The 23,950-nt window shown below is 57.2% G+C and carries 17 protein-coding genes; 10 read left to right on the top strand and 7 right to left on the bottom strand.

Going from position 1 to position 23,950, the window contains the following annotated elements; all coding sequences use genetic code 11:
- Positions 1 to 31: 31 nt before the first annotated feature.
- The 3 genes from I6F21_RS27120 to I6F21_RS27110 all read right to left on the bottom strand — a co-directional run bounded on the left by I6F21_RS27120 (position 32) and on the right by I6F21_RS27110 (position 3,818).
- Positions 32 to 1,039, bottom strand: a complete 1,008-nt coding sequence (locus I6F21_RS27120) for a M12 family metallopeptidase (protein WP_225130033.1) — start codon at positions 1,037 to 1,039, stop codon at positions 32 to 34.
- Complete coding sequence (locus I6F21_RS27115) at positions 1,029 to 2,990, bottom strand: hypothetical protein (protein WP_225183760.1); 1,962 nt, start codon at positions 2,988 to 2,990, stop codon at positions 1,029 to 1,031. The genes I6F21_RS27120 and I6F21_RS27115 overlap by 11 nt, the downstream gene beginning before the upstream one ends.
- 633 nt (positions 2,991 to 3,623) lie before the next feature.
- Positions 3,624 to 3,818 (bottom strand): hypothetical protein, encoded by a 195-nt coding sequence (locus I6F21_RS27110; protein WP_225152492.1) that lies wholly within the window; start codon positions 3,816 to 3,818, stop codon positions 3,624 to 3,626.
- 1,270 nt (positions 3,819 to 5,088) lie between these two features.
- On the opposite strand from I6F21_RS27110, the gene I6F21_RS27100 reads away from it, so the two are divergent.
- Genes I6F21_RS27100 through I6F21_RS27090 form a run of 3 tightly spaced genes read left to right on the top strand, consistent with a single transcriptional unit; the run spans position 5,089 to position 10,683 of the window.
- On the top strand, positions 5,089 to 7,155 hold the full coding sequence (locus tag I6F21_RS27100; RefSeq protein WP_225130027.1) for a TerB N-terminal domain-containing protein: 2,067 nt from the start codon (positions 5,089 to 5,091) through the stop codon (positions 7,153 to 7,155).
- Positions 7,152 to 8,474: an ATP-binding protein gene (locus tag I6F21_RS27095; protein ID WP_225145518.1), complete on the top strand. Its 1,323-nt coding sequence runs from the start codon at positions 7,152 to 7,154 to the stop codon at positions 8,472 to 8,474. The genes I6F21_RS27100 and I6F21_RS27095 overlap by 4 nt, the downstream gene beginning before the upstream one ends.
- Positions 8,443 to 10,683, top strand: coding sequence for a DEAD/DEAH box helicase (locus I6F21_RS27090; RefSeq protein ID WP_225183759.1), 2,241 nt, complete (start codon positions 8,443 to 8,445; stop codon positions 10,681 to 10,683). Before I6F21_RS27095 ends, I6F21_RS27090 begins: the two co-directional genes overlap by 32 nt.
- A gap of 479 nt (positions 10,684 to 11,162) precedes the next feature.
- Here I6F21_RS27090 and I6F21_RS27085 read toward each other — a convergent pair whose 3' ends face one another.
- The 4 genes from I6F21_RS27085 to I6F21_RS27065 form a co-directional block, all read right to left on the bottom strand.
- Complete coding sequence (locus I6F21_RS27085; protein ID WP_225130133.1) at positions 11,163 to 11,408, bottom strand: hypothetical protein; 246 nt, start codon at positions 11,406 to 11,408, stop codon at positions 11,163 to 11,165.
- A gap of 366 nt (positions 11,409 to 11,774) precedes the next feature.
- Positions 11,775 to 13,151, bottom strand: a complete 1,377-nt coding sequence (locus I6F21_RS27075) for a hypothetical protein (RefSeq protein WP_225130021.1) — start codon at positions 13,149 to 13,151, stop codon at positions 11,775 to 11,777.
- The gene (locus I6F21_RS27070) at positions 13,148 to 14,572 is read right to left on the bottom strand and encodes a caspase family protein (protein ID WP_225183758.1); all 1,425 of its coding nucleotides are present in this window, start codon (positions 14,570 to 14,572) and stop codon (positions 13,148 to 13,150) included. Before I6F21_RS27070 ends, I6F21_RS27075 begins: the two co-directional genes overlap by 4 nt.
- Positions 14,547 to 15,869, bottom strand: coding sequence for a hypothetical protein (locus I6F21_RS27065; RefSeq protein WP_225183757.1), 1,323 nt, complete (start codon positions 15,867 to 15,869; stop codon positions 14,547 to 14,549). The genes I6F21_RS27070 and I6F21_RS27065 overlap by 26 nt, the downstream gene beginning before the upstream one ends.
- A gap of 522 nt (positions 15,870 to 16,391) precedes the next feature.
- Between I6F21_RS27065 and I6F21_RS27060 the strand changes: the two genes are divergently transcribed.
- The 7 genes from I6F21_RS27060 to I6F21_RS27030 all read left to right on the top strand — a co-directional run bounded on the left by I6F21_RS27060 (position 16,392) and on the right by I6F21_RS27030 (position 23,733).
- Positions 16,392 to 18,209: a phospholipase D-like domain-containing protein gene (locus I6F21_RS27060; RefSeq protein WP_225183756.1), complete on the top strand. Its 1,818-nt coding sequence runs from the start codon at positions 16,392 to 16,394 to the stop codon at positions 18,207 to 18,209.
- 71 nt (positions 18,210 to 18,280) lie between these two features.
- The gene (locus tag I6F21_RS27055) at positions 18,281 to 18,469 is read left to right on the top strand and encodes a hypothetical protein (protein WP_225130013.1); all 189 of its coding nucleotides are present in this window, start codon (positions 18,281 to 18,283) and stop codon (positions 18,467 to 18,469) included.
- 43 nt (positions 18,470 to 18,512) lie between these two features.
- Positions 18,513 to 19,505 (top strand): DUF3616 domain-containing protein, encoded by a 993-nt coding sequence (locus tag I6F21_RS27050; protein WP_225183755.1) that lies wholly within the window; start codon positions 18,513 to 18,515, stop codon positions 19,503 to 19,505.
- An 18-nt stretch (positions 19,506 to 19,523) separates the two neighbouring features.
- A complete protein-coding gene (locus tag I6F21_RS27045) occupies positions 19,524 to 20,336 on the top strand; it encodes a S1/P1 nuclease (RefSeq protein WP_225183754.1) in 813 nt (270 codons plus the stop codon).
- An 804-nt stretch (positions 20,337 to 21,140) separates the two neighbouring features.
- Positions 21,141 to 22,424: a hypothetical protein gene (locus I6F21_RS27040; protein WP_225183753.1), complete on the top strand. Its 1,284-nt coding sequence runs from the start codon at positions 21,141 to 21,143 to the stop codon at positions 22,422 to 22,424.
- Positions 22,425 to 22,505: 81 nt separating this feature from the next.
- The gene (locus I6F21_RS27035) at positions 22,506 to 23,219 is read left to right on the top strand and encodes a hypothetical protein (protein ID WP_225183752.1); all 714 of its coding nucleotides are present in this window, start codon (positions 22,506 to 22,508) and stop codon (positions 23,217 to 23,219) included.
- Between the two features lie 31 nt (positions 23,220 to 23,250).
- The gene (locus I6F21_RS27030) at positions 23,251 to 23,733 is read left to right on the top strand and encodes a hypothetical protein (protein WP_225183751.1); all 483 of its coding nucleotides are present in this window, start codon (positions 23,251 to 23,253) and stop codon (positions 23,731 to 23,733) included.
- The last annotated feature ends 217 nt before the right edge of the window (positions 23,734 to 23,950 follow it).

Raw genomic sequence — 23,950 nt, 5'->3', positions numbered from 1 at the left:
GGCCTGAATCTCGACGAGGCGCGGCAAAGCGTTACGGTACCAGTTCCTCGTCCACCTCCACATCTTCCGATGGCGACCATTCGTCGGCGAGGCCCATTTGAGCTTGGATCGACGGTGCACCCTCTGACGAAACCTTCGGGTAGATCTGTCCCGCGAAGGCATAGTCGGTGGCGTTGATGTCCGAACCTCCCCGGATCGGCTGACCGTCTTTGGTAATCGATCCCGGAAGTTGATAGCACATGATCGAATCTTGGTCAGGTGGGGTGGCCATTATCGAGTCCTGGCTGAGCGGTGTCAGCACCTGTTGGTCCACCATCTCACGAGACCATCCCTGTGTGCGCAGGAAGAACTCATAGGCCTTTTGTGGGTCTATGAGGTCAACCAGCTCCTCACGCATGTGTTCATGCGGGAAGCCGAGCGTGTGCCCAGCTTCATGACGCACGACGCGATGGAATTCGCTGTCCGCTGTGTTCATGGTGAAACCCTGGAGGTTCAACGTCGGCCGATTACTGGGAATGTGCAGGATGTCGGTCCCGAGATAAGACCAGTATCCTGCTTGATTTCGCGAGATGCGCACCTTACCCACACCACGGGTCTCCACGAATGAGATCCCTGCGGTTTGGTTCCAGGCATTCATGTGCTGAATGATCCGGCGGCGCAGATCACTTGGCCCGCCATCCAGGAAGCTGACCGTGAGCCGGCGCTGTTGCGGGCCCCAATACTTACCAACCAAAACTGCAATCGCTGCTGGCGAGAGTACCAGGCCGCGTGCCACGGAGCCAATGGCACCGAAGTTAACTCGGTTCATGGGATTGATGGTCGTTGCAGTCTTTGCCGCTTTTTCGGCTAGACGGCCGGGCAGTTGCTTAATTGAACAATGCGCGTTTTTTCCACCCGCGTGGTTATGGGGGCGCCGCGCAGCTTCGCCGCCATTCGGCTTATCGTCCTCGTCCACATATCGTCCCGTATCCGACGCTGCCTGAGCCACCTCTGCGATTCTCATTAATGCTTGGCGGAGTTTCTGTTCGCTATCGCTCATGTCGTTCTCCTCTTGCTGGTTGCTGGACACCGACTGTTCCACCAAAGAGATGGCATATACCGGATCGCGACAGTTGGTGGCGGCTGCCGCGCTTCGTCCATCTCTTCGAACCGCCTTTACCGTCAAGATGGTCTGCTTGCGCTCGTATTCGGCGTTGATCCGTCACGGACTTTCGGATTGCATAGCGAACTCGGCCGTCCGGGCCGAGGATGACGGTTGAGCCGCCGATGACTTCAGTGAACGTTCCCGATATCTGCTTGCACCAACGCCGCTGGGTGATCTCGGCGACCGTATCGAAGGTGACCTGCCGGTCCGGGCCGATGCGGCGAAGGGAGCGAATAGAACCAACAACTGCAGGATCGACGTGATCTCCGTTCAGTTGCACGTCGCCCGGTAAAGCGCAGCCGAACGCGCGTGCGTACCCCGGCCGCATGACGTAGGATCCGAGTGCTTCGGCCTGCCGGCGCAGTTCGGTCTCGTCGGCTGCTCGTCCCGGGTCGCCCGCGAAACGTAACCTCTTGAAGTGCAGGTCTTCGATCGGCTCCATTTGCTTGTCAGGTGGTCGCCATAGCAGAGTGTCCTCCGCGAGATCGGGCACGTCATCCGGGTAGATGCGCCGACGGGCGAAGGAATCGATGATGGCCTCGCGATAGCCGAAGGGGTCGTCCTGAACGAGATCGAAATCCGCAGTGATAACTGCTCGCAGATACTCGCCAAAACACAGGTCGAACGGCGGGCAGTAGTCGATGGCACGTATGCAAACCGAAAGGAACTGTGATGCCAGTGTGCTTGCTTGGTCGGCGAGAATTTCGCAAAGCTCAGAACCTGGAGCCTCACCGGGAGTTAGACGTGCCAGGCGAATGAATCGCTTTGTCTTCCGGCGAAGTATCGTCGCGAATGCTTCGAAAATGGCCGTTACTAGAAGCGAGCCACGCTCGTGCGGTTCGTCGCCAGCTTGATCATATCGTCGGACGCTGCGCTCCTCGTCTTGTCCAAGCCCCGCTGCATCGATGGCCGATCGCAACGGCCCGCCCGAACCCGTGGTATGTCCGAATTGGTTAGCGAGTGACAGAAGCAGCGCATCGGTCTCGAGTTTGCCGCCTGACCTCTCAATTGCGGCGCGAACGACATCCGAATACGAGAAGTGCATGAGCATCGCCACGAGGTCGGCAAAACCCTCGTGAAAGGCCGCGACATCCGGGTGGGTCGGCAGCCGAAAGCGCGGCCGAAGACCGTCCAGCAACGCATGGGTCATCTCATGCACGATGATGTCGTGTGAGAGACTCGTGAACACCCGACCGCCGGGTCGATTTCGTCCCTGAACGCTACCATCGGCAGTGTAGTAGCCGAACTTGAGTTCCCCTGCTGATGAATCGTAATAGGCATTGCGGCCGCAGAAGGCCTGTGGCCGAATTCTGAGCTTTGCATAAGCTTGACCAGGACGAGAGTGAAAGCCCCAGCACGGATCGCGTCCGAGCGCGCGTCTGAAGACATCGTACGTGGCCGCGCAGACCGCGTAGACCATCTGCTGCCGGAACATAGGGTCGGACGGCGAGGGGGGCCGTCCATTTTCTATCAGGATGCGAGGATCATCCAACTCGACCGGCTTGTTGAGCCGCCCCGTCGTCTCGTCCCAATCGACCACCTCCAGGATGCTGCCCGCGGGCCCCGAGCGCAATCGCTCGAATGGGACATTTAACACGGCCACAGCGCCATCCTGCCGACTCGCCGCTGGATCAAGCGTGTAGATCCTGAGCGGCCGATGGATCGGGTCCTGATGCGTTCGTTGATACGGTTGCAAAGAGGCGGTAGCTAGAAAGACCGGGTCCACTACAAAATAGTTGGCCGATGCAGTCAGCTCACGCTGTACCTTGCCGATCCTCGGGAAAGGTACACTCGATGCCCTTTCAGGCTTCACGTAAGGAAGGGGCGGGTGCGCCTGAATATCCATAAAACGACTCCCCAGCACAATTCAGCCAGCAGAGCGCGATCCTTTTGGCGTAGATTTCACCCGGGTCACCGAAACACTTTTTGTACGATGGCGACCCAAGTTTATCGACATCCCACGTCAAAAGCGGCACGCAGATATTGCAACGTCCTTGGCCGCCGGCGTGTGAGCTGGTTCACTCTACAAGCTTGAAAAAGCCACCCGGCATTTAGCAGCCTAACTTAGTTCAATTCTTGCCAAGAATGGCGGGTCCGCCAATGTGCCCGCGAAGAGTATTGCTAAAGGTAAAGTAACTCGCGCAGTCGACGCTTGCCGCGGCCACGGTTGTCGCGTTGCCTGCTGGGGTCTCGAAGGTCATGTATGCTGCCCGACGACAGATTCCGTAGTTTAGTCCAAATCTCAACCGTCAGGTAGTTTTTGTCTCTCGGACAACTTGTCGCGCAACCGCCGGCGCACTCATGAGACTCTCGCGGCTTCGAATCTAGAAGGTTCGATGCTGATGGCATCTTGTCTCGCGGCAGGGCCGTTTGGCACCGGGCATTGGCTTTCGGGAATTCGCATCGCGCGGACGGGCGGTTCGAACATTAGCCGACCCCTTCAAGCACACCGCGATCTTCTTGGATCTTATTAGACATTTCATCGTTCGGTGATGATGCGGCAGTCGATGGACTCGCGCACCACGCGACCTGCGCATAATCGGCCCTGGAGCTCTAAAACTATGTCCCGCATCTCTCGTATATCGGAAACCCGTTTGTGCCGTTGGTTGCCAGTTTTCCCGAGGATCGTTTTGAACGCACCGAAGCGATCCACGGTGCCGTTCGCGTCACGCATGATCTGAATATCAGCCTCAATCTCTTCAGATCTCTGACTTTCGCCGAAAATCCATTAATGTCTTGCACGACGATGAAATGCAACAATACGCATCACACCAAGTCACCTTCCTTGTCTCAAATTCGTGCACCACTTGGTGAAGGTAGCCGTCAGAATATTCAATTTCTTCAAGTATTCGTTTCCTTCGCGTTTCATCGAAGAGATCGCGCTTAGCAGATCTATGCTCCCAGCGGGTCAGCTCCAGTAGCCATCGGTAGCCATTCCGCTTCAGAGAGCTTGGAAGCCACGCTAGATCTGGATAAACTTGTTACGCGACATGCTGCAATCGTTGGATTGACCGGCGCAGGAAAATCGAACACCGTCGCAGCAATTTTGAAGGCCCTCACAACAGGATCCTTTCGCATAGCGAATACGGCGCCGCACGTTCAGACGAGTAGTCGGCGCGACGGTCTACGCTACGCTCTCGCCAGATCTGCCGTCAACGAGCCCCATTGTTCACGGCCGCGTTTATCGGGTCAGATAGGAAGCTTTGTACGCATTCCTCTCGGTTTTCTCAACGCATACGGGATCGTTTCGATGGTCGGCGCGGTGGCAGTGCCAGGAGAGGATCCGCTCATGACGGCGCGATCAGCGGAGTGTACGTTGGAGATTAAGCTCATAGGTGAGGCCTACCGCAATTCACCGTTTCAACGGGGACTAAGCGTTTATGCGATATCGCCTTAGGTGCCCGACAGGGCTTTTGCGATCCATAGTGTGCTGCTCGCACCTAGGGAAATCCCTAGGGTGTACGGGCGCTGATGCGGCTACGCCGATTTCGTATGACGGCACGGAACCAGCTCTGTGGTCGAATAAGGGTGGCACAGAGCCTCGTTGAACGGCACTTTGCCTCCTTGTGACTGACTATCGCCACGCTGTTGCCGCGAGTGGTGCATCGTGCAAGAGTCGCGCGAAGGAAGGCTACAGGGCGCGGGCTAGAGACTACAATTCCATGGGGCGACGACGGGGTAAATCATCTGACGCCGGAACCATCTTCCTGATCCTGATCGGCGGATTGGTGGCGGCCGTTATGGCCATCTACCGGTTCGTTGTGGAACACGCAGCCGCAATAGGAGCGTTTGTTTTGGGGGCCGGGGTCGTTTGGCTCCTCTATCTCGCTCTGAGGGGCAGGTCGCAGAGCGTTTCTCCTTCCGACGGGCATTCCGAGCTTCCGAGTTCTGGTCAAAGCCCGCCACCAGCGATAAGCAAGCTTCGTTCGAGTGAGTCGCCGGCAGTGTGGTTGGCGGCGGGCGAAAGGGCAGTCTTCGGCAAGGCAGAAATTTCTGGGGGCATGTTCTACTACGGCGCCTTGATAGCTGGGCCGAACGGTGAGACCAGGCAGTATGCCATAAATCCCGCTCTGCCGGCGTACTCGCGGCAGCCCGATGTCGATGGTCAGTCGATGCCTTATTGGCCATCGTACGAGCAAATCTCGCCGGCCGCCCGACGTTCTTTTTTGGACTGGATGCGTACTGGACGGCGAGATCCCAGCTACGGCATTGGATATGTGTTTCTCTTCTTCTATGGCCTTGAGCACCGCGTGTTCATAGATCAAGGGTCAGATGTTCCCGCGGTTATTCAAGAAGTCGAAAGATTGCTTTCGATCTACGGTGCGAACAATTCCTTCCAGAACTACGCCACGAAATTCCTCAACGTTGTTCGGATATCGCGCGGCATCCGCTTGGCGTTGCCACCCCTTTCTGCCGAACGCAGCGTCGGTTCGGAGATGGAGCTCGCCACGCGTCTGTATCTGGCCGAGCGGCTCGCAGCGTCCCCGAGCGTTTCGGCTGACGACGCGCTCTATTGGGTTATGGCGATGCCGGACACCTATCTTAGAACCCCGGCCGTGAGGTGCTTCGAAGAATTTGTCGCATTGTGGAAGCTGCGTTTCGGCACACGCTTTCCCAAGGGTTTTGCCGTGAATTCCAAGGGCAACGTCTGGCTGCGGTATCGTGCTGCGAGCGGTGCGTTCGAAATCGACGTTCCAGGACAACATCAGCGCCAGCCTGATGCGAGCCTCCTCGTGCGAGACTTAGAGATTTTGAGGACTTTGCTAGACGATTGCACAAACGAGCTCGACAGCTTCAGCCGTCTGGTCGGTCGGAAACCGGCAGCAAGGCATTCGATGGCCGCGGCGGCGCTTCTTCCTATCGATCTTCAACGGGCGGCCAAAGTCGGTCCCGTGGAAGACTTCAGGCGCCAGATCGATTCCCTGGTAGGAAGCCAAGGCCGCGGCAGTACGACCGCACAGGTGCTCCTAGAGATGGCTGGGATCGAAATACCGGAAGGAGGCAAAATACCAAGTGCCGCTCTGGATACGCTGAGCGGCGCCTTGGATGTCGTTGGGATCGCAATAGAGCCCGATCGCCGATACGGGAGCGGCGCGCCTCGGGCGGACGACCAAGTGTTCGTGTTCCGGGCGGCTGACGGCGGCCCGGTGGATCCAGCCAGGGCGCCGTTTCGAGCGATGCGAGCGCAGATCGAAGTCGCTGTCCTGGCCGCTGCGGCCGACGGGGATGCATCGTACGAGGAATTACAGCGCACCATCGCAAGGATTAGGGCGGAAGGCGATCTATCGGGGGTAGAACAGGCCCGACTGATCGCGTTCGCCGTCATCACATTCAACAATCCGCCCAAGCGCGACAGGGTCATGCGCAAACTTGCAGAAACCAGTCAAAGCGAGCGGCAAGCAATAGCCGAGGCTGCGGTCGCGGTGATCGGCGCAAATCAGAATATCGATGCCGGAGAGGTCAAGTTCCTTGAGCGACTGCACAAGTCGCTAGGTCTGCCGACGGAGCGTGTGTATGCCGGTCTGCACCGCGCTGCCGCCGAGAAGGATGAGCCGGTAGCATTGACGGAGGAGGCTCGGGCGGCAGGCATCCCCATTCCAAAGCAGGCGCCCCCGGCTCCTCCCTCGGCGGGCATCAGAATCGATGCGGTCCGCTTGGAGAAGACCCGAAAGGATACGGAAGCTGTGTCCGCCTTGCTCGCCAACATCTTTACCGACGAAGGCCCGCCTCCTGTCCAAGCCTCTCCACTCCCAGCCGATCAATCCTTGGAAGGATTGGACGGTCCTCACGGCGAATTGGTCGAGTTACTTGAGCTTCGTGGATCAATGTCGCGTACGGAATTTGAGCGACATGCCAAGGAGGTCCGCCTGTTGCCGGACGGCGCAATTGAGCGCATCAATGACTGGTCGTTCGACCACTTCGACGAGCCGCTGATCGAAGAGGGAGACGAAATCGTGATAGCGGCGCACTTGAGAGAACGCATCGCCGAGATGAAGGCCAAGGCCGCATGAGCAAGCAAGTCAAGACGATCCGTCCACGCGAACGCGATACTATTATCCAGGCTCTTTCCGCCGGCGTTGTCCCACGCATCGGATTGCCTCACATCCAGGTCGGGCGGGCCAAGGAGATCGCCGCGATGCTTCGGGACATCGATCGCATTGCCGACGCGGGCGCCGCGATCAGGTTCGTTATCGGCGAATACGGGGCAGGGAAGACCTTCTTTGCCAGTGTAGTCAGGCTAATCGCGCTCGAGCGAAAATGCGTGACTATGCATGCCGACCTCTCGCCCAATCGGCGTATTCAGGCAAGTGGGGGGCAGGCCCGGGCACTCTATTCCGAGGCCGTCAACAATATGGCAACGCGCAACAAGCCTGAAGGGGGAGCTCTCCAAAGTGTCGTCGAGCGGCTGGTGACTGACGCCGCAAAGGAGGCGGCGGAGAAGAGCGTATCTGTCGAGAAGGTGATCGACGAAAAGCTCGGAGCGATTGCGCAATTAGCCGGTGGGTACGATTTTGCGACCGTGCTGAAGGCATTCTGGCGGGGCAGCGAGGAATCGAACGAGCTTCTCAAGCAAAACGCTATCCGATGGCTTCGTGGTGAGTATTCGACCCGTACCGATGCGAAGAGAGATCTCGGTGTGCGGACCATCATCGATGACGAGAACCTCTACGACAGCTTTAAATCGCTCGCATGCCTGGTAAGAGTCGCGGGCTACGCGGGACTGCTCGTTATGATTGACGAGATGGCCAACATCTACAAGCTCCAGAGCGCTCAAGCGCGAAAGCAGAACTACGAGCAAGTACTCAACATTGTAAACGATGCGCTTCAGGGAAATACATCAGGCATCGGTTTCGTTATGTGTGGTACGCCAGAGTTTCTTCTGGACACCCGCAGGGGCATGTTCAGTTACGAAGCTCTTCAGTCGCGGCTAGCCGAGAATTCCTTCGCTGCGGGCGGTCTCGTTGACATGTCGGGCCCTGTGATCAGGCTGCAGAGCCTGACGCCTGAGGATCTGCTTGTGCTCCTCGGAAACATCAGGATGGTCTTTGCGGGCGGGGATCCTACGAAGTATCTGGTTCCCGACGATGCGCTTACCGCCTTCATGGAGCACTGTGACCGAAAGATCGGGGCCGCATACTTCCGTACGCCGCGCTCGACGATAAGATCGTTCGTTCAAATGCTGTCGGTACTGGAGCAGAACCCGGACAGCCGGTGGCAGGATCTTCTTGAACAAGTGCCGATCGCTCCAGACGCACCCGACGACGTAGCGGAAGCGACGCCTAACAACGGGGACGACGATGAGCTCACCAGCCTCCGCCTCAAATCTTGAGGGGGCCTACGACAAGCTGCATCCGACGATCCGCCGGTGGATCCGAAATCAGGGATGGGACGAGCTCAGGGAAATACAGGCCCGTACCATCATCTCAGTCCTGGACGGCGACCGCGACATCTTGATCGCCGCCTCCACGGCAGCAGGGAAGACTGAAGCCGCGTTTCTGCCAGTTCTCACGAGCGTTGCCGATCGGGCGCTCGCTGGGTTCTCGGTCCTCTATATCAGCCCGTTGAAGGCATTAATCAACGATCAGTTCAAGCGGCTGGACGAACTCTGCGAAAACATGGCCATTCCGGCCGTGAAGTGGCATGGAGATGCCCCACAGACCGCGAAGAAACGGGCAATGGCCGACCCGCGAGGGATCTCGCTGATCACTCCCGAATCCATCGAGGCGATGTTCGTCCGCCGTCCGGGCGACGCGAAGCGGTTATTGTGCTCGGCGGACTTCATTGTCGTGGACGAGCTGCATTCCTTTCTTCAGGGGCCTCGCGGTCTCCATGTCGCTAGTCTGTTGCGGCGCATCGATGCCGTGTCGTCGCGGCCGGCGCGACGTATCGGGCTTTCCGCGACGATAGGCGACCTCGGTCAGGCCGCCGCTTGGCTTCGACCCACGACGCCTCAGCTTGTCGAAATCCTGGAAGCCAAGTCGGATTCACCCGAACTCAGACTTCAGGTTCGCGGCTATGTTGAGCCTCCGCAGCTGGACGACCCAGATCACGCTGAAGGCGCGAGCGGCGTTCCCGAAGAGGCGGTAGTCCGGCGCATAGCTCTGGACGATATTGCGGACCATCTCTATTCGACACTCAGAGGAACCAACAATCTTGTTTTCGGCGGTTCGCGTCGGACAGTGGAATCGACCGCGGATCGGCTCAGGAGGCGCTCTGAAAAGGCGAAAGTGCCCAACGAATTTTACCCCCATCACGGGAGTCTTTCGAAAACCATCCGCGAGGAGCTGGAGAACCGCCTCAAAGACGGAAAGTTACCGACGACCGGTATCTGTACGTCTACCCTCGAACTGGGGGTCGACATCGGATCGGTGAAGTCGGTTGCCCAAATAGGTGCGCCGAGATCACTCTCCTCTCTACGTCAACGCCTTGGGCGAACGGGACGCAGGAGGGGTACTCCGTCGGTCCTAAGAATCTACATTCGTGAACCAAACACCGATCAGGATACGGGTGTCATCGACCGACTACGCTCGAACACAATACGATCGGTGGCCGTCATCCGACTCCTGCTCGAGAAATTCGTCGAGCCGGCGGGGCAGGTACCCGAGGTTGCCTCCACGCTAGTCCACCAGATACTTTCGGTGATCGCCGAGCGCGGCGGAATACGGGCCCGCCCACTGTACGAGTTGCTGTGCGGTTCTGGTCCCTTCGCGATGATTTCTGCTGCGGAGTTCGCGCTTCTGTTGAAGCACTTGGGATCTGACGAGATCCGGTTTATAGAGCAATCACCCGACGGCACGATCATGCTGGCCAACGAAGGAGAGGCAGTCGTTCAATCGCGCAACTTCTTTGCCGTATTCGAGTCAGCGGAGGAGTGGCGGCTTACTGTGTCCGGGAGGACACTGGGGACATTGCCGATATCGTTCCCGGTCCATAAGGATAGCCTTGTCGTTTTTGCCGGGCAACGATGGATTGTACAAGATCTCGACGAAAAGACCAACACACTTTTCGTGGCGCCTCACCCCGGCGGCGTCGTGCCACGGTTCGAGCGAGCGGATGGCGAGCGATTACACGATCGCTTAGCCGCAGAAATGAGGGCTGTCTATCTCGCGTCGGACGAACCCACTTATCTGGACCAAAGAGCGCGCGATTTGCTGGCGGAGGGCCGGGAGGCTTTCAGCGGTTTAGGTCTTGACACCACGAACGTGCTTCAAGAGGAGAAGGACGTTCACGTCTTTCTGTGGCGTGGATCGCAGGTGACGGCGGTTTTTGGAGCTGCCGCCGCTATGGTTGGTCTTCCCGGCCACGTGCATGATTTGGGATTGACCCTATCCGAAACGACCGTCGCGATGGCAAGATCTAAACTCGCAAGTCTGGCGGACTTCACTGCTGCAGACGCAGTTCGGGTTTCTTCGGCGGTCCAGAATATCACGGCTGGGAAGTTCAAAGATCAGGTCCCTGTCGAACTTGCAAGAACGCTGTGGGGCCGACAGAATACCTGCGAAATTGGTGCGATACCGGGCATAGCTCGGAGTATCTGATCCACAACGAGGCGTAGCGGAGGGGAAAAATGTATAAGCTCGCTGATTTAGCGCGCTCCCGCGATCGGCTCCGGTCCTGATCTGGGGAGCGATCTTCGAATTTCGTTAGCTAGCTCAATCTCCCGCTCAGCTTGACTCCCTCGGCCTCGGTCCCCGGCGCAAGCCATTCGGGCCGGCGGCTTCGCAATCGGCCGCCGACCAGCGCGGCGTGGTCGTTAGGGTTGGAGCTCGCCTTGAACCGGCCGAGACGCCGAGGCCTGCTTTTGGCTCACGGCAGCAGAAATTCATTGCGCCCGAAGGCGAACTCAATCTAAGCTTGCGCGCATATTTGACGCTTACATGGATTCCGAAGTTCTTTTGACCTATCGGCGGCATCGCCGAAAGAACGTGTGTCTTGCCGAATGTCCTCCAATCGATCTCACATATTGACCTCCGACGCTATCGAGTACCAAGGTCAGCGCTGCGTTGCGTCCCACCAATCAAACTTCGAAAAACATCGTATACATGCCGATGCGTTTGCCGCGCAGCTTGATGGAGAGTTGCTGCCCTGCGGCGACGGTGCAGATCCAGTCCCGACGCAGTCGTTCACTTGTGAAGTGCCCGGCGCCGACAATCCGCTCCTGACGCCGCAGGAAGTCGCCTGCCTCGAATGGTGCAAAGAGGGGAAAACGAACTGGGAGATCGGTGGGATTCTCCGGATTTCCGAGAAAACCGTCGAGTTTCATCTCGGCAACGTAAAGAGAAAGCTTGGGGCGACGAACAGGATCAGCGCGGTCGTTATCGGCCTCCGGTATGGGCTCATCTCGCTCTAAAAACTTCCGTCCCCCAACGGCAGTTGGGCTGCTCTGTGGGTCCGCGAGAGGTAGTGTCGGCAAACTGAGACACTGCCCGCGAGGGGGATGGGGGAGGCAGACTGCACTCGCCTATTCCAGCTCCGAATAGACCGGTGCGTGTTGCCGTTCATGGCTGCATTGCTATCGCGGCTGAAGGTGGCGCTGGCGCCTCTCTCCACATTGTCTGGTTGGGCTTTGGTTTGTCACCGAACGTGGTTCTCGCGGCATTGCGCGAGCTTATCAGGCCAAACCACATTTCTAGACAAACTCCGCCATAACGTCCGCGCCAAGCCGCAAGCAGGTCAACATGGATTCGAAATTGGCCGCCGAGGCCGCACTATGAGCTTTCCGCACATGATCGCCGAACCTTTTATCATCAGGGAAGAGGTCACGGCATAAGTTGGAGCTGTCGCGAAGCAGCCTGACCCCTTCAGTGTAGATCGGAATACCGCACTTGATTGCAGTTACGAGCTCGTCTGGCACACTATCTTGCTTACCGGTAGCTATCCATTGCGCACATTGCAGGACATGCACGTCGGGCAGGTCAGGATTCATTTCCCTCAGCCGCGGGATAAGTTCATCAGCGTAGGGGTGCCTTAGCTTGTAGAGAACGTAAGCTGCCAAAATGCTGGTGTTCGAACTCGGCATGTCTTGAGGATTTCGCAATCGCTCAATGAGATCATCAAGGAACAGGCGGGCACGCTCCATGGCGCCTTGACGTACGTATTCGTACAACGTCGTTGCAAGGGCATCTTCAGGAGAGGCCGGATATGCGGATAAAACGGATCCACTCCGATAGGCGGCGAGCTCGGAACTTGCCGCGAGCTTCACCGCCTCTCCTTTGGGCCCGGGCAGCCAAACGACTAGAGCAGCGTTGTGGCTAGATGGTTCGGAAATCTCAACATAGAAGCAGTTGGTCGGCGCGATCCCAGAAGGAACGGATATTTCTCCTTGAGCATCTACTTTACCGTCTCCACCTTTCCTCAAGACCAATGTTGAGTGCGTCCGGCCGGGGGTCCACTCAACGAACGTTCCCCAGCGGTAGGACAACTCAATCGGAGAGCCAGCATGCGCGTCGTGTGCAGTGCGGCGGTGTTCAGAGTTTTGAATGCGCGGCGATCCCGGATCTGCCGAACTGACGTCAGTAATGACGACCTGTCCGCGGAATCTGTCCAAGAGGCGGGTAAGCGCATTCCTGCCAAGTTCTGCGATGTTCTCAAGTGCGCGGTTTCCGAGCTCGCGGAGGCGCTCACCCAGCCAAGGCGGCATGGTCTCGCCGGGCTTACGGCTCGCTTGTATTGCGGTTGCGATTTTCATCAAGGACTCGGCTTCGCGCCAGAAGTCTGCAATCGCGTCAGTTTCCTTCATGTCCAGCACAGCTTCGCCGATAGCTAGTCCGTTGGTACCTGTTTCTGGGGTTGCGACGGTGATCGAAATAATGCGCCCGGAAGGAAGAGCGGTTCTCACCAGGTAGGAGCCTGGACCCGGCACGCCGACGTCTGTAGGACGGCCGGCAAGACGCAACGCCGCGCGCTCGGCCTTTCCGGCCTCGGAAAACACTTCCACGGCTATGGGCGCGCCGGCCAGGTCCGGTGGCACATTTTCAGCTGTGATCCGGACGATGTAGCTGGTCACGGCTTCGCCCCATCCGGTTTGCCTGTGTCGCGCTGCTTGATGTCTATGATGACTTCAGAAGCCGGAAGCTTCGGCTCGAACGGTTTAAGGCCGGTTTCATATTTATCGGTGTCAAAAGCCGCATTCGCCGTCCACTTTCCGATGGGGACGGGCGTGCACCACGGCCCGTCCCTCCGTTTTGCTCGGCTTAGGCGTCTTTCACCTGGCGCCTCTTCGGCGACGAACAGATCTGCGGCTGACATCGCTGTGCCAAGGCTACACCTTACCTTGACCAGGACTTCAGGGGGGCCGACAAGATCGCAGAGAACGCCTGTCGTGTTGACGACACCCGGCTTGCTTTCGGAGAAGATGATCCCGCTGTTATCTTCCGTCTCAGCGCGATGCAACGCCGCCGACTTTAGAGCAATTGCCAGTGATGACATAGTCACCGGGCATCCATCGACCGTTGGGTCACCAGCACGCTGCGTCAAGCAATGTATGAGTTCCTGCGTGAAAAAGGGCGCGTCTTTCGCGTCTCCGTAGGCCTTACCGCCTGCGTATGAGCCAAAGTAGATTGAGGCATCTCTTTCCGAGATGGCGGCACCGCTTACAGGCGTGCAGAGCGGGCGACCTATCACTTCGAGCTGGTTTGCGATCGCCTCGAAGTTATACTCGGAGCAAGCGTCGATGAAGAAGCATTGCACGCTGGGCTTCCGGTTTTGTAGGTAGGTCGCGCTCGCGATCGTCGCGATCAGGTTGCCTCCCTCTTTGTCGTTGGTAGGAAGCCGCGCGTCTTGGGCGAACAACGTCGGCTCGGACTTGAATATGCCGTGGCCGGCAAAGTACCAGATCGCGGCATTTTCCAGCATTGTACCGGAACGGTCCAACCATTCACCGAACCGCTTGCGGATATTCTCGAATGTAGCTGGTTCGGCTGGCATCGCAGGACAGGTAGTTGCAAACCCGAGCTTCGTGGCCGCGTCACCTTCCAGTTTCCACTCGCCCTGCTCTGGTGTTGCCGAACATAGGAATTCGACCGAGCCTAACGGGCGGTCAACCTTGGAGAATTTCGTCAGTGCCCACTCGGCGAATTTCCTGGCTCCGTTCACCGATGTAGTGACCGTCGGAATGATGTCCTTTGAATCGTATTCGCCGACGCCAACGATCATTACGTGAGTTCTAGGCTTGCCGTCACTCGCAGCCTTCTTCAGAGCTTCTTCTGCTTGTTTGACAAGCGTCGTATATCTTTCGACGGCATCCTCTTCGGCCTTGCTCGCGTCGAGAAATGGAATGCCGTCTGCGGCCTTTAGTTTACGGCGTCTAACTATGGCCTCGCTCATTTTCAGCCAAGCCGGAGCGAGGGCGTTTTCGCCTGTAAACCCTTCGGCCCAGATCAGGGCCATAAGCGCCTCCAAATCAAACTTGCGCTCCCTTTTCTTCAAACAACTCCTTTACTCTTTCACGCAGGCGGGCAAAGAAGCGGGGAGTGTCAAAATATGCGGCATGGGAAATGATTGGCAAAGCATCCGTCTCGAACTCAAAATCGAGTACGTCTTTGAAGACGCCCTTGGTCGCGAAACCAACGTAGTCGGTCAAATCATAGACGTTAATCCAGCGCGATACTGCGGCAGGAAGATCAGCAGGCTCGCCCTTTGCGAAAGGCTCCGCCAACTCGCTAGCCGCTGCTAGGCGCCCCATCTCCGCGAACAGTGCGACCTGAGAACCTACGGTCACAAAAAGGTCGCACCGCAGGTCCTTCGCAAAGTGGGTTAGAATGTCGTAGAGAATAATGCCACCGAAGCTATGGCCGACAAGATAGAGTTCTTCGTCGCCAGGGCGACGGGCCGCGTTTGCTTCCTTGATCGCGGCAATGACTCGTTCGACAATTGGTTGTCGGTTGTCCATGTAGGTGAACACGTCGCCCACGAAACGTCCGGCGAATGTGGAAGCGGAAGGACGGACGTATTCGGAGAGGCCGAGGAACGCTGCACGTGTTGCATCGACTGCAGCACCTCCCACGGCGTCTTTTACGTTCTTAGTCACTTCACTCACTGCATCCTTGATCGCGGTGGCGCCGGTCTTAAGCCAATTCAGAACAGAGTTTCCAATCGCCAACGTTTGGATTGTTCCATTGGCTCCTGTGGCCGCTTCGCTCGAAGTTGCAGAAAGTGCCGTTACCGAACGAAATAGCTCTTCCACAAACTCGCTGTCGTTCTTGACGGTCTGCAGCCAGGACGGATTGCGGTTGGCAGCCGCGTATGCCTCGGCTACCAGAGAGAACCGCGCCACGTCCGGCAACGCATTTGTCAGTGCCTGTGCTAATGGACCAGCCTTTGGAGCGTTCGAGGAGCCAGCGAATAGCAAGTCCACCGCCGCGGGCAACAATCGGGCCCTCGCAACGGTTAACAGTGGATCGCTGTTCAAGGTGGGTTTGTTGACGAGTTCGCCGTCCAACTTTGCTGCGGTAGAGGTCACCAAGTCCACACGCGCCGGCTGGCCAACCGCTAATGTTTGCGCGCCGGACGTGGGCAAGCTGGCGAAGTTGCGGGCAAACTTGACTCCGAGGTCTCCCCAGTAGGGCGCAAATGTTTTCAGTCCGTCGGCGGTCTTTACCCGATCGATAAAAGCAACATGCGCCAGCTGTTGCTGGAGCAATGTGCTTCGGTCATCGAAGACCCGCTGCTCTTGTGGGGTGTTGCCTCTGCGCGTATTCACGCCATGCACGAAAACAAGCGGCATTGTCGGGCCCTCGTATAGCTGGTCCATCTTAAATGGCTAGCGTAGCAATAGACAATCTGAAATGTAGCCCGGAAATTTGCTCAGCGGCGTATGCCTCGCCTGCGACCTAGGGAAATCCCTAGGATGCCACTGGCAACTAGAGGTTGGTTCGCTGGTATTGGAGGCGCCAGTTCGTTTGTCCCGCCCGGGGCGCTGCCTGCCCAGTATCCCGCCGACGCACAAGAGTAGTGTGCGTAAACGGCGCAGTTTCCAACGTCCGAACAACAAACGACGTTCGCATTGCGATGCTTCGATATTCAACAGCGCTCCACTCTCGACAAGTCAGCCAGTCGCGATAAGGTTGCACATTGGACAACGGGGCAGGACGGCATGAGCAGAGAGCGAGCTACCGATGGTCCGCTGCGGGTACGGGCTATAGCCGGTACACACGTCGTACTGATGGCAATCGATATCGATCCCGAGCGACTGGAGGGCCTCAGGGGCTTCGCATTCCAGGCTAGGCACGGTCAGGAGACCCGGTGGTTGCAAGGAACCAAATATTTCGAAAAGCTGATGCCCAAACCAGAAAAGAGTGCGAAGTACTCGACTTTGCAGCACCCGATCCAGAGCTTCCTTTGGTCAGACTACGAAGCTCGCCCTGACACAGAATATGAGTACACGATCGTTGCGATGTACGGTGAAATCGACGGGCTTGAGCGGAGGTATAGCGCAGCCGTCAGAATCAGGACAGAGAAGGAGAACGACGGAGAACACGGCGTTTGGTTCAATCGAGGGGTAGTCGCTAGCCGGGCGTACTCTGTGACTTTCCAAAACCGCACGCTGACGGAGGAGATGTACAACGCCGTTGATGATAAGAATCGCGTCTCTGAGGAAACCTCAGTCTGGCTTTCGCGGGGGCTTGAAGAGGCCTGTGTGACCTTCATCAACGAAGTCCCAGAAGGCGACAAGCTCCGTGTTTGTGCCTACGAATTTACGTACCTTCCGCTGCTGAAGGCTCTCAAGGCGGCGATCGCTCGGGGTGTCGACGTCAAGATCATCTACCACAAGACGAAGGCGAACGAAGATGCCATCGATGAGGTGAAACTTCCTGCGGGGAGGCTGATCGAGCGAACCCGCCCGCAAACGCCGCACAACAAATTCATCATTTGGCTCGATGACCAAGCAAGTCCGAAGGCAGTTTGGACCGGATCAGTCAACTTCACTCCGTCTGGTTTCCTGGGGCAGACGAATGTTGGTCATGTGGTGACTGACGCGAGCAACAAACCAACCGCGATCCCACGGAAGTACCACGAATATTGGAAGGTTCTTTCCAAGAACCCTACCGGAAAGCCGGCGCGCGAAGCGGCCATCGAACTCTCGCCGAACCCGCCGAATCTCATCCCGGAGCAACCAATCACAGCATTCTTTTCGCCCAGGATCGCGGATAACCTGCTCGACTGGTACGGAAAGAGGATCGAGAACGCGCAAACGTCTTGCATGTTTACGGCCGCCTTCACCGTCGACCCAATACTGCTGAGGTCCTTGGGCAAACAACAGAACTCAATGCGCTTCGTTCTCCTCGAGAAGCCCGCTACTGCGGATGCCCGCAAGGCGGAACGCAGTAGCCGCGGCCGCTTGGTCATGTCGAATGGCTCAGTGCTCGGAAAGGTGACCAAGCAGTCCTTCGAAAAGCAGGAAGGGGAGGGCGGTACAAAGCTGGTGCCAATCCCCAATTTCCCGCTCGAGAAGTGGTTCGTTGACGAAGAATTGGCTCGAAAGGACGGAAAAGGCTTCGTCTTTTTCGTGCACACAAAATTTCTCTTAATTGACCCGCTTTCGGACGACCCATTCGTTTGCACCGGTTCAGCGAACTTCTCGGGTAATTCCCTTACGGCCAATGACGAGAACATGCTTTTCATCCGGGGCAACACCCGTGTCGCTGACATCTACCTCACAGAGTTCGATCGTATTTTCCGTCACTTCTTCTTTCGAATGAGCGCCAACCGTGCGGCCATGGCTGATGAAGAAGAGGACGAAGCTGCCAAAAAGGCGGTGTTGCTGGATACAACGCCGACTTGGATGACGCCGTATTTTGAGGATGGCGACTACAACTGCAGTCGTCGAATTATGTTTTTCGCTGACCCGCGGGCGAATTGGTCGACGGAAGCGGCGGAGGATACGAAAGACATATTTGCTGACGAAGTCGAGCGGGCCAAAGCCAAACGAACTAAGGCAAAAGAAGCAAGGGAAGCGAAAGCGGCTGCCGGACAAAAGTCTGCGGCGGCTGCAAAAAAGAAGCCCACTAAAACGGCTAAGGCAAAAGCGGGTAAAAAGAAGAAAGCAGCAAGACGGGGCGCGTGAAGAAGACCAAAGCGTCGAAATCGAAGCGAGCTAAGACACGCAAACAGAAGCCCCGGACAAGGATTAGGGTCGTGGCGAGCTATGTTCTCTACGTTCAGGATGACAGGGACAGCGCCTTCAAGCATTTCGGCGTTGTGATCCATGATGAGGCGGAAGCCATCGCCAATGCCACTGGACACCAGACCCTAATCTTCAAGGACGGAGAGCCATGGAAGCTCTTTGACGGATTTGGGACGTCCTACTCGATCGTGTTAGATTGAGGGATTCTCGGAGGGTATGAACGCCGTACGTCGGAGAAATCCAATGAGTTTCATTGGAAGAGCGGGATTGCTCGCGCTACTTCTTGCCGCTTCTACCGGGCCTGCGCTGGCGGAGAAGCGCGACGCTTGGCACGTTGACGGCAGATTGCTCGGGAAGGACGGTGAGAAAGCCGAGGATGTAAGTGGGATGGCCTGCGCCACTGACCAGGGCTTTCCTCGTTTATGCGTCGTCATCGACGACAACGTACAGCATGCGCAGTTCGTGGAGGTTCACGATGGAGAGATCATTGTTGGCAAACCGGTCGACTTAATTGCTAACAGTTTTGAGGGGAAAGCGCTCGAGCTAGACGGCGAGGCCGTCGCATTCGCAGATGGTTTCTACTATGTGATCGGTTCGCACGGCCATCCGCGCGATAAGAAGGGAAAGCTGAAATCCAAGGCAAATGCTGCGGAGATCCGAGCGAGGATCGCTGCGAGCAGCCAAATCGTCAGATTTCGGGAGGATGGCGCGGGCGTCGATAGGTCCGCAAGGTTGCGGGATATTATCGCGGCCGATCGGACACTTCGCCCATTCATGGATAAGCGTCTGGAGAAGAACGGCCTCACCATCGAGGGCCTAGCGTTTGGGCCAGGTGGCAAGTTGTTCGTCGGCTTTCGAGGGCCCGTCCTAAGCGGGAATCGGGCGGTCGTGCTGTCGGTGGGGGCGAAAGCTTTATTTGAAGGGGGAGACGATCGGCATGAAACGTTTCGGCTTCGATTGGGGCCCGGCCGCGGTGTTCGCGACCTGACGAGCTTCGCTGGCAGCTTGCTGATCTTGGCAGGCCCGGCCGCGGACGAGCCTGGGTCTTATGCGCTCTATCTCTGGAACGGAAGAAGCGAAAAGGTTCGCCTCCTCGCCGAATTGCCATTCAAAGGTAAGCGCAAACCGGAAGCCGTGCTTCCCCTAGATGTAACGAAGTCCAAATTGAGAGCCCTCGTCCTCTTCGACAGCGAGAAGGAAGGCTCGCCAACTCCTGTTGAAGTTCCCTTACCGTGAGCGTTGGGAGATTTAGTGATGCGCCGCATACCTTTAGCAATTATCGCTCTTCTTGCGTTTTGCACCAGCGCTTCGGCGTGGGGCGACGAGGGACACAAAATCGTCTGCGAGATCGCCTATCGACTGGCGCTGCCCAATACGCGTGCCGCGGTTCGCAAGCTCATCCGAGCAGACACGGAGTTCGACACCTTTTCCGAGTCTTGTGTATTTCCCGACCATCCGCGCATTCGTACTCAAGACCACTTCGTCAACCTTCCACGAGACTCGCGTGGGCTCACGTCGGATGACTGCCCGTTGGCGCCAAGCTGCGTACTGAAAGCCATCCTGAACGATTCGAAATTAGTCAACTCGAGACACGAGAAAACGGTGGATAGGCTCATTGCGCTGAAGTCACTCGGTCACTGGGTGGGAGACATTCATCAGCCATTGCATGTGTCATTCGAGGACGATCGCGGCGGAAACAACATTCGTGTGCGAGGAGAATGTTCGGGTAATTTGCACAGTGCGTGGGATAATTGTCTAGTCGTGCAGGCAGTTGGATCCGATGTGTTCGACGCTGCATCGGAGCTCATCGACGAAATCACCCCGGAGATGAAACTGAAGTGGAGCTCGTCCGAACCTCGCGACTGGGCGAACGAGTCATTTGCCATCTCTGAGTCAGTCAAGACTGGTTATTGCGTTATGCATAGCTCGTCTTGCGACCTTCCGGAGGGTACGGTCGCCGTCAGTGAGGATTACCTTGCCGTCAATGTTCCTATTGTAAAGCAACAGCTTCAGAAGGCGGGATTCAGACTTAGTCGGCTCCTCGACAGCGTTTTTGCTGACCGGTAGGGCACCCGTCCCCGTACCTCGGGATTTCCCTAGGGCCGACGTGGCCCAGGCCTCGCTCGGGCGGGTGATCGGGCTTCCAAGTGCTGCACAGCCTGCAATGAATCGGGTACCCTTTTCATGCCGAAGAACTCCAAGTCGCGGTCAACGATCCCCAAACGCTTCCAGGCGCGCGAAAGGTGGAGATTCTCCGCTCGCTGTCTGACGATCGAGATGTAGAGGAGCTTCTCCGCAGGCGCTTATTGATATTTGCTGCGCGATACGGCGATCGTGATGCAATGTCCAGCTTGATCGACACGGCCGATGAAATGGAGGTCCAGGAATTAAGCGCTACACCTTGCAGGACCGGCAACATTTGCTCGACCTTTCGTTCCTGCAATTGGTCGTCTCTCGCTGCTCCTATAATGGGGCGTCCGGTTCGGTTGCGCATGATCGCGGCTCACGGGTCTCAACCGGCCCTAGATTCGCTACTGCTCATCTATGAAAATGCCGCGCATCGGGACCTCAGGGAGGTGGTTTTGGGTGTGCTTGAGCCCCTGGCAGGGAGGCTAGGAGTGCGGATTCGCGAAGTCGACGACCGATTGGGCGCGGTCGCGATTGGCTAAGCTCTGGCTCCGATAACGGCTTGCAGTCATATCGGGGCAGCGTTGACCGTCTTCGGCCTAACGCTCGACTCGAACTTAGCCTCCGAAGCGAGCCCCGTCACGTTCAGGTTGTCCACCGCCTAGGGAAATTACTAGGGCGGCGGAGCTTGCGCGAAGCGAAAAGCCCTAGCATTGTCGCAAGGGGGGGGTGACCAGTCGGCGCATGAATTTTCAGGAATGGATTGATAAGGCACGCAATCTCGAGGCGGAAATTGCTGCTGCACCTTCGATAGAAAAGAAGCCGCTTACCACGGTATTGTGCCGACTGCATTTGCTTGCGTGTGAGGCGCCAATCCCTGTTCTCGCGGCCTACGAGCGACTTTCAGAAGCGACCCTAAAACATTTGACTGGCCGGCGGATCGAGACGATGACGCGCGGCACTCATCGCTGGACGCCGCGCTCGCTATCCCCAGAGGACTGGATGCTTTCTCTGGGGAGCCAGATTAGAGCAGTCGATGAATACCTGTACACGACCTCCGGGACGGATTTTGGGGACCCTGATTCGGAGCTAGATGAGTGGCGTTGTCCTTCGACCAACATGCTCGTCGTGCCTCGCCCGCGAAACTTGCAGGACTCTCGGCTCGCTGGGCGACCTTATCTCAAACGCGGAATACTGAGGCATCGCCTACTTCCCTCCGAGGTAGGTGGTCTCGAAGTCGTCCCCATCCGCATAGACCTACGGGAAGCTGGCGAGAAGTCGGGAGTTGCGGCCTCGCTGTTCTCCAACCTTCAGCTTTTCACTCGCGAAACTCGCGAAGGCAACTTCATCGCCGAAAACGTCACGTTCGACGATATCGATGAAACCCTGGACAATCAGATCGAGCAATCGATGTCGAATGGGTGTGCAGGCATCGTCTGGCCGGAATTGACAATCGATCAATCCACGCGACTTAAGATCTGCGACCTCTTACGGAAGCGCACCATTGCCAGTGATGATGAATTCCCTCTTCACTGGCTGCTCGCCGGAAGCTGGCATGAAGAGACTGATGTAGGCTATTTCAACCGAGCGACGGTCTTGGACGGATACGGACGTGTGATCCGCTCATTCGATAAAATTGTTCCGGCTCGGGATGAAAAGGGCCGTCTGGAGGATATCAGATCGGGGGAATGTATCCCCGTCCTTATTACCGACAGCCAACTGATCGGCTTGGCCATCTGCCGAGATTTCTGCGATCGGGCCTCGATGACATCGCCTTACCTTACCTTGCCCGTAGATTTTTTCGCTGTGCCATCTATGGGGGAGGAGTCCACTATGGTCGCTCACCTCAACGTCGCGGCGGAGGTGCAGGCAAAAACGGGTGCCCGCGCTCTCGTGGTGCAGCAAACGGACGCCCGCTTGGCGTCACAGAAGGAGCTTGGCTACGTCTTACCCCTGCCGCCGTCTCCCGCCTCCATTTCCGTCAATTCCTTGAAATCACTTATGAAATGGCAGTTTGTTTCAGAATGAAACATGGGGTTACTTCGGGACCAAATCGGGTGTAAAACGTTGTAAAACGATCTCTTAAACCTTAGATGGGATAACGGTTCCATGTTGGCTTTCGACGATATCGCTTTAGGCGATGCCTCTCCCGAGGAAGCGCGGCACATCATTCGTGCTGCCCTAACCGACGGCGGCGCCCGTGCGGCTGAAAGCATCTACCGAGCCCTCCGCGCCTGGACTTGGAAGTGCTTGTCCGACGGCCGGCGAGACGAAGAATTGCGGCGCTGGCACGAGATTATGGCGCGAACTGGGGCTTATCTGGAGGTCGATCACAAGACCTTTGCAGACAAGATCAGTGTGCTGAAGGAGTTGGTCTCTGAATCCATTACTGCGGGCGAGCGTCTGTCATCCGCGGATGTGTTACAGCGTGAGCATGTCCGCGACATCCTCATGGAGATTTTCCGTGAGCCGCATCGTCGAATCTACAGGGCAGCACTGCTGCGCCACTTTGGCCTTGGACAGGCAAATCTCTCACGAGTGCTGAATATGATGACGGTTGCCGGTCTTATCCGGCGTACCAGTTTTGGTAAGCACGCGGCTTTCAGTCTAACCTCGGTCGGCTTGCGGGCCGCCAAGCTAATCGCCGAAAGAGAAACACCAGCACACAGTCACAAGCGTGTCGGAGTGCCGACGACAGTGACTTCGCATCCAATCAAACACGGGGGAGCGAAGCAGGTCCAAAACGCCAAGGAGCTGCTTCATCCAACCAGAAGCGCAAACCAATACGAACCCGCTGCATTCAGCAAGGCAGTGGCTGTTTGAGCGGATGTAAGTTCGGATCGGAGAAATTCAGATGGCGAGTAGCCGGGCCGTAGACGCCGCTTCGGAAAGCGAAGAGCGGACTCCTGACGCAATCCGCATGTACGGGGATTTCCTCGACAATGTGAGCGTCGTGAAAAATTCGCTTATGTCCTTGCTCCTTTCCGTCGGTGATATCGAGGCCGCAGGAGACGAGAGCAAAGTCGCTTCCGGTGAGGAAACTGCGCCGGGTCGGACAGTACTCGTACCGTTCGTCGAGATGAAGCTGGAGGGCGAGCAAGAGCCGTATTTCGCCAATGTGCTTACCCTGGATAACGTCGCCTATCTGATCTACGATCTCGCGCAGGACTTTGAGGTGGTCTGCCAACAGCTTTTGACTGTCTCGAACGGAGGAGTGCCGCCCGAGGCCCGGCGCATTGAACAATCCGCAGAATGGATGAAGCGGGCCGGTGAACACGCTGGCCGCGCATTTCAGTATCTGGAAAAGATTTCGGACCGCATAGAGTCGGTCGGTTAGGATGAGCCTATAATGGGTTGAGGGCTCTTGAACATGCCAAGCTTAACGGCTCGCGACAGCGCCTGAATGGCTAACTATTTCAGCTTGCCGTTCGGCAAACATGCGATAGGCACTTTCTGCACTGAAACGCGGGTGACTGGAATAAATTGTGCCACGCCAGTCACAGCCGCGTCCTCCAGGTGATGCTAACTGGCATTTTCGTCGCGTCGGCCTTGGA

Source organism: Bradyrhizobium sp. NBAIM03, from assembly GCF_020194055.1.
Classification (GTDB): domain Bacteria; phylum Pseudomonadota; class Alphaproteobacteria; order Rhizobiales; family Xanthobacteraceae; genus Bradyrhizobium; species Bradyrhizobium yuanmingense.
This window is presented reverse-complemented; position numbering and strand designations above follow the sequence as displayed.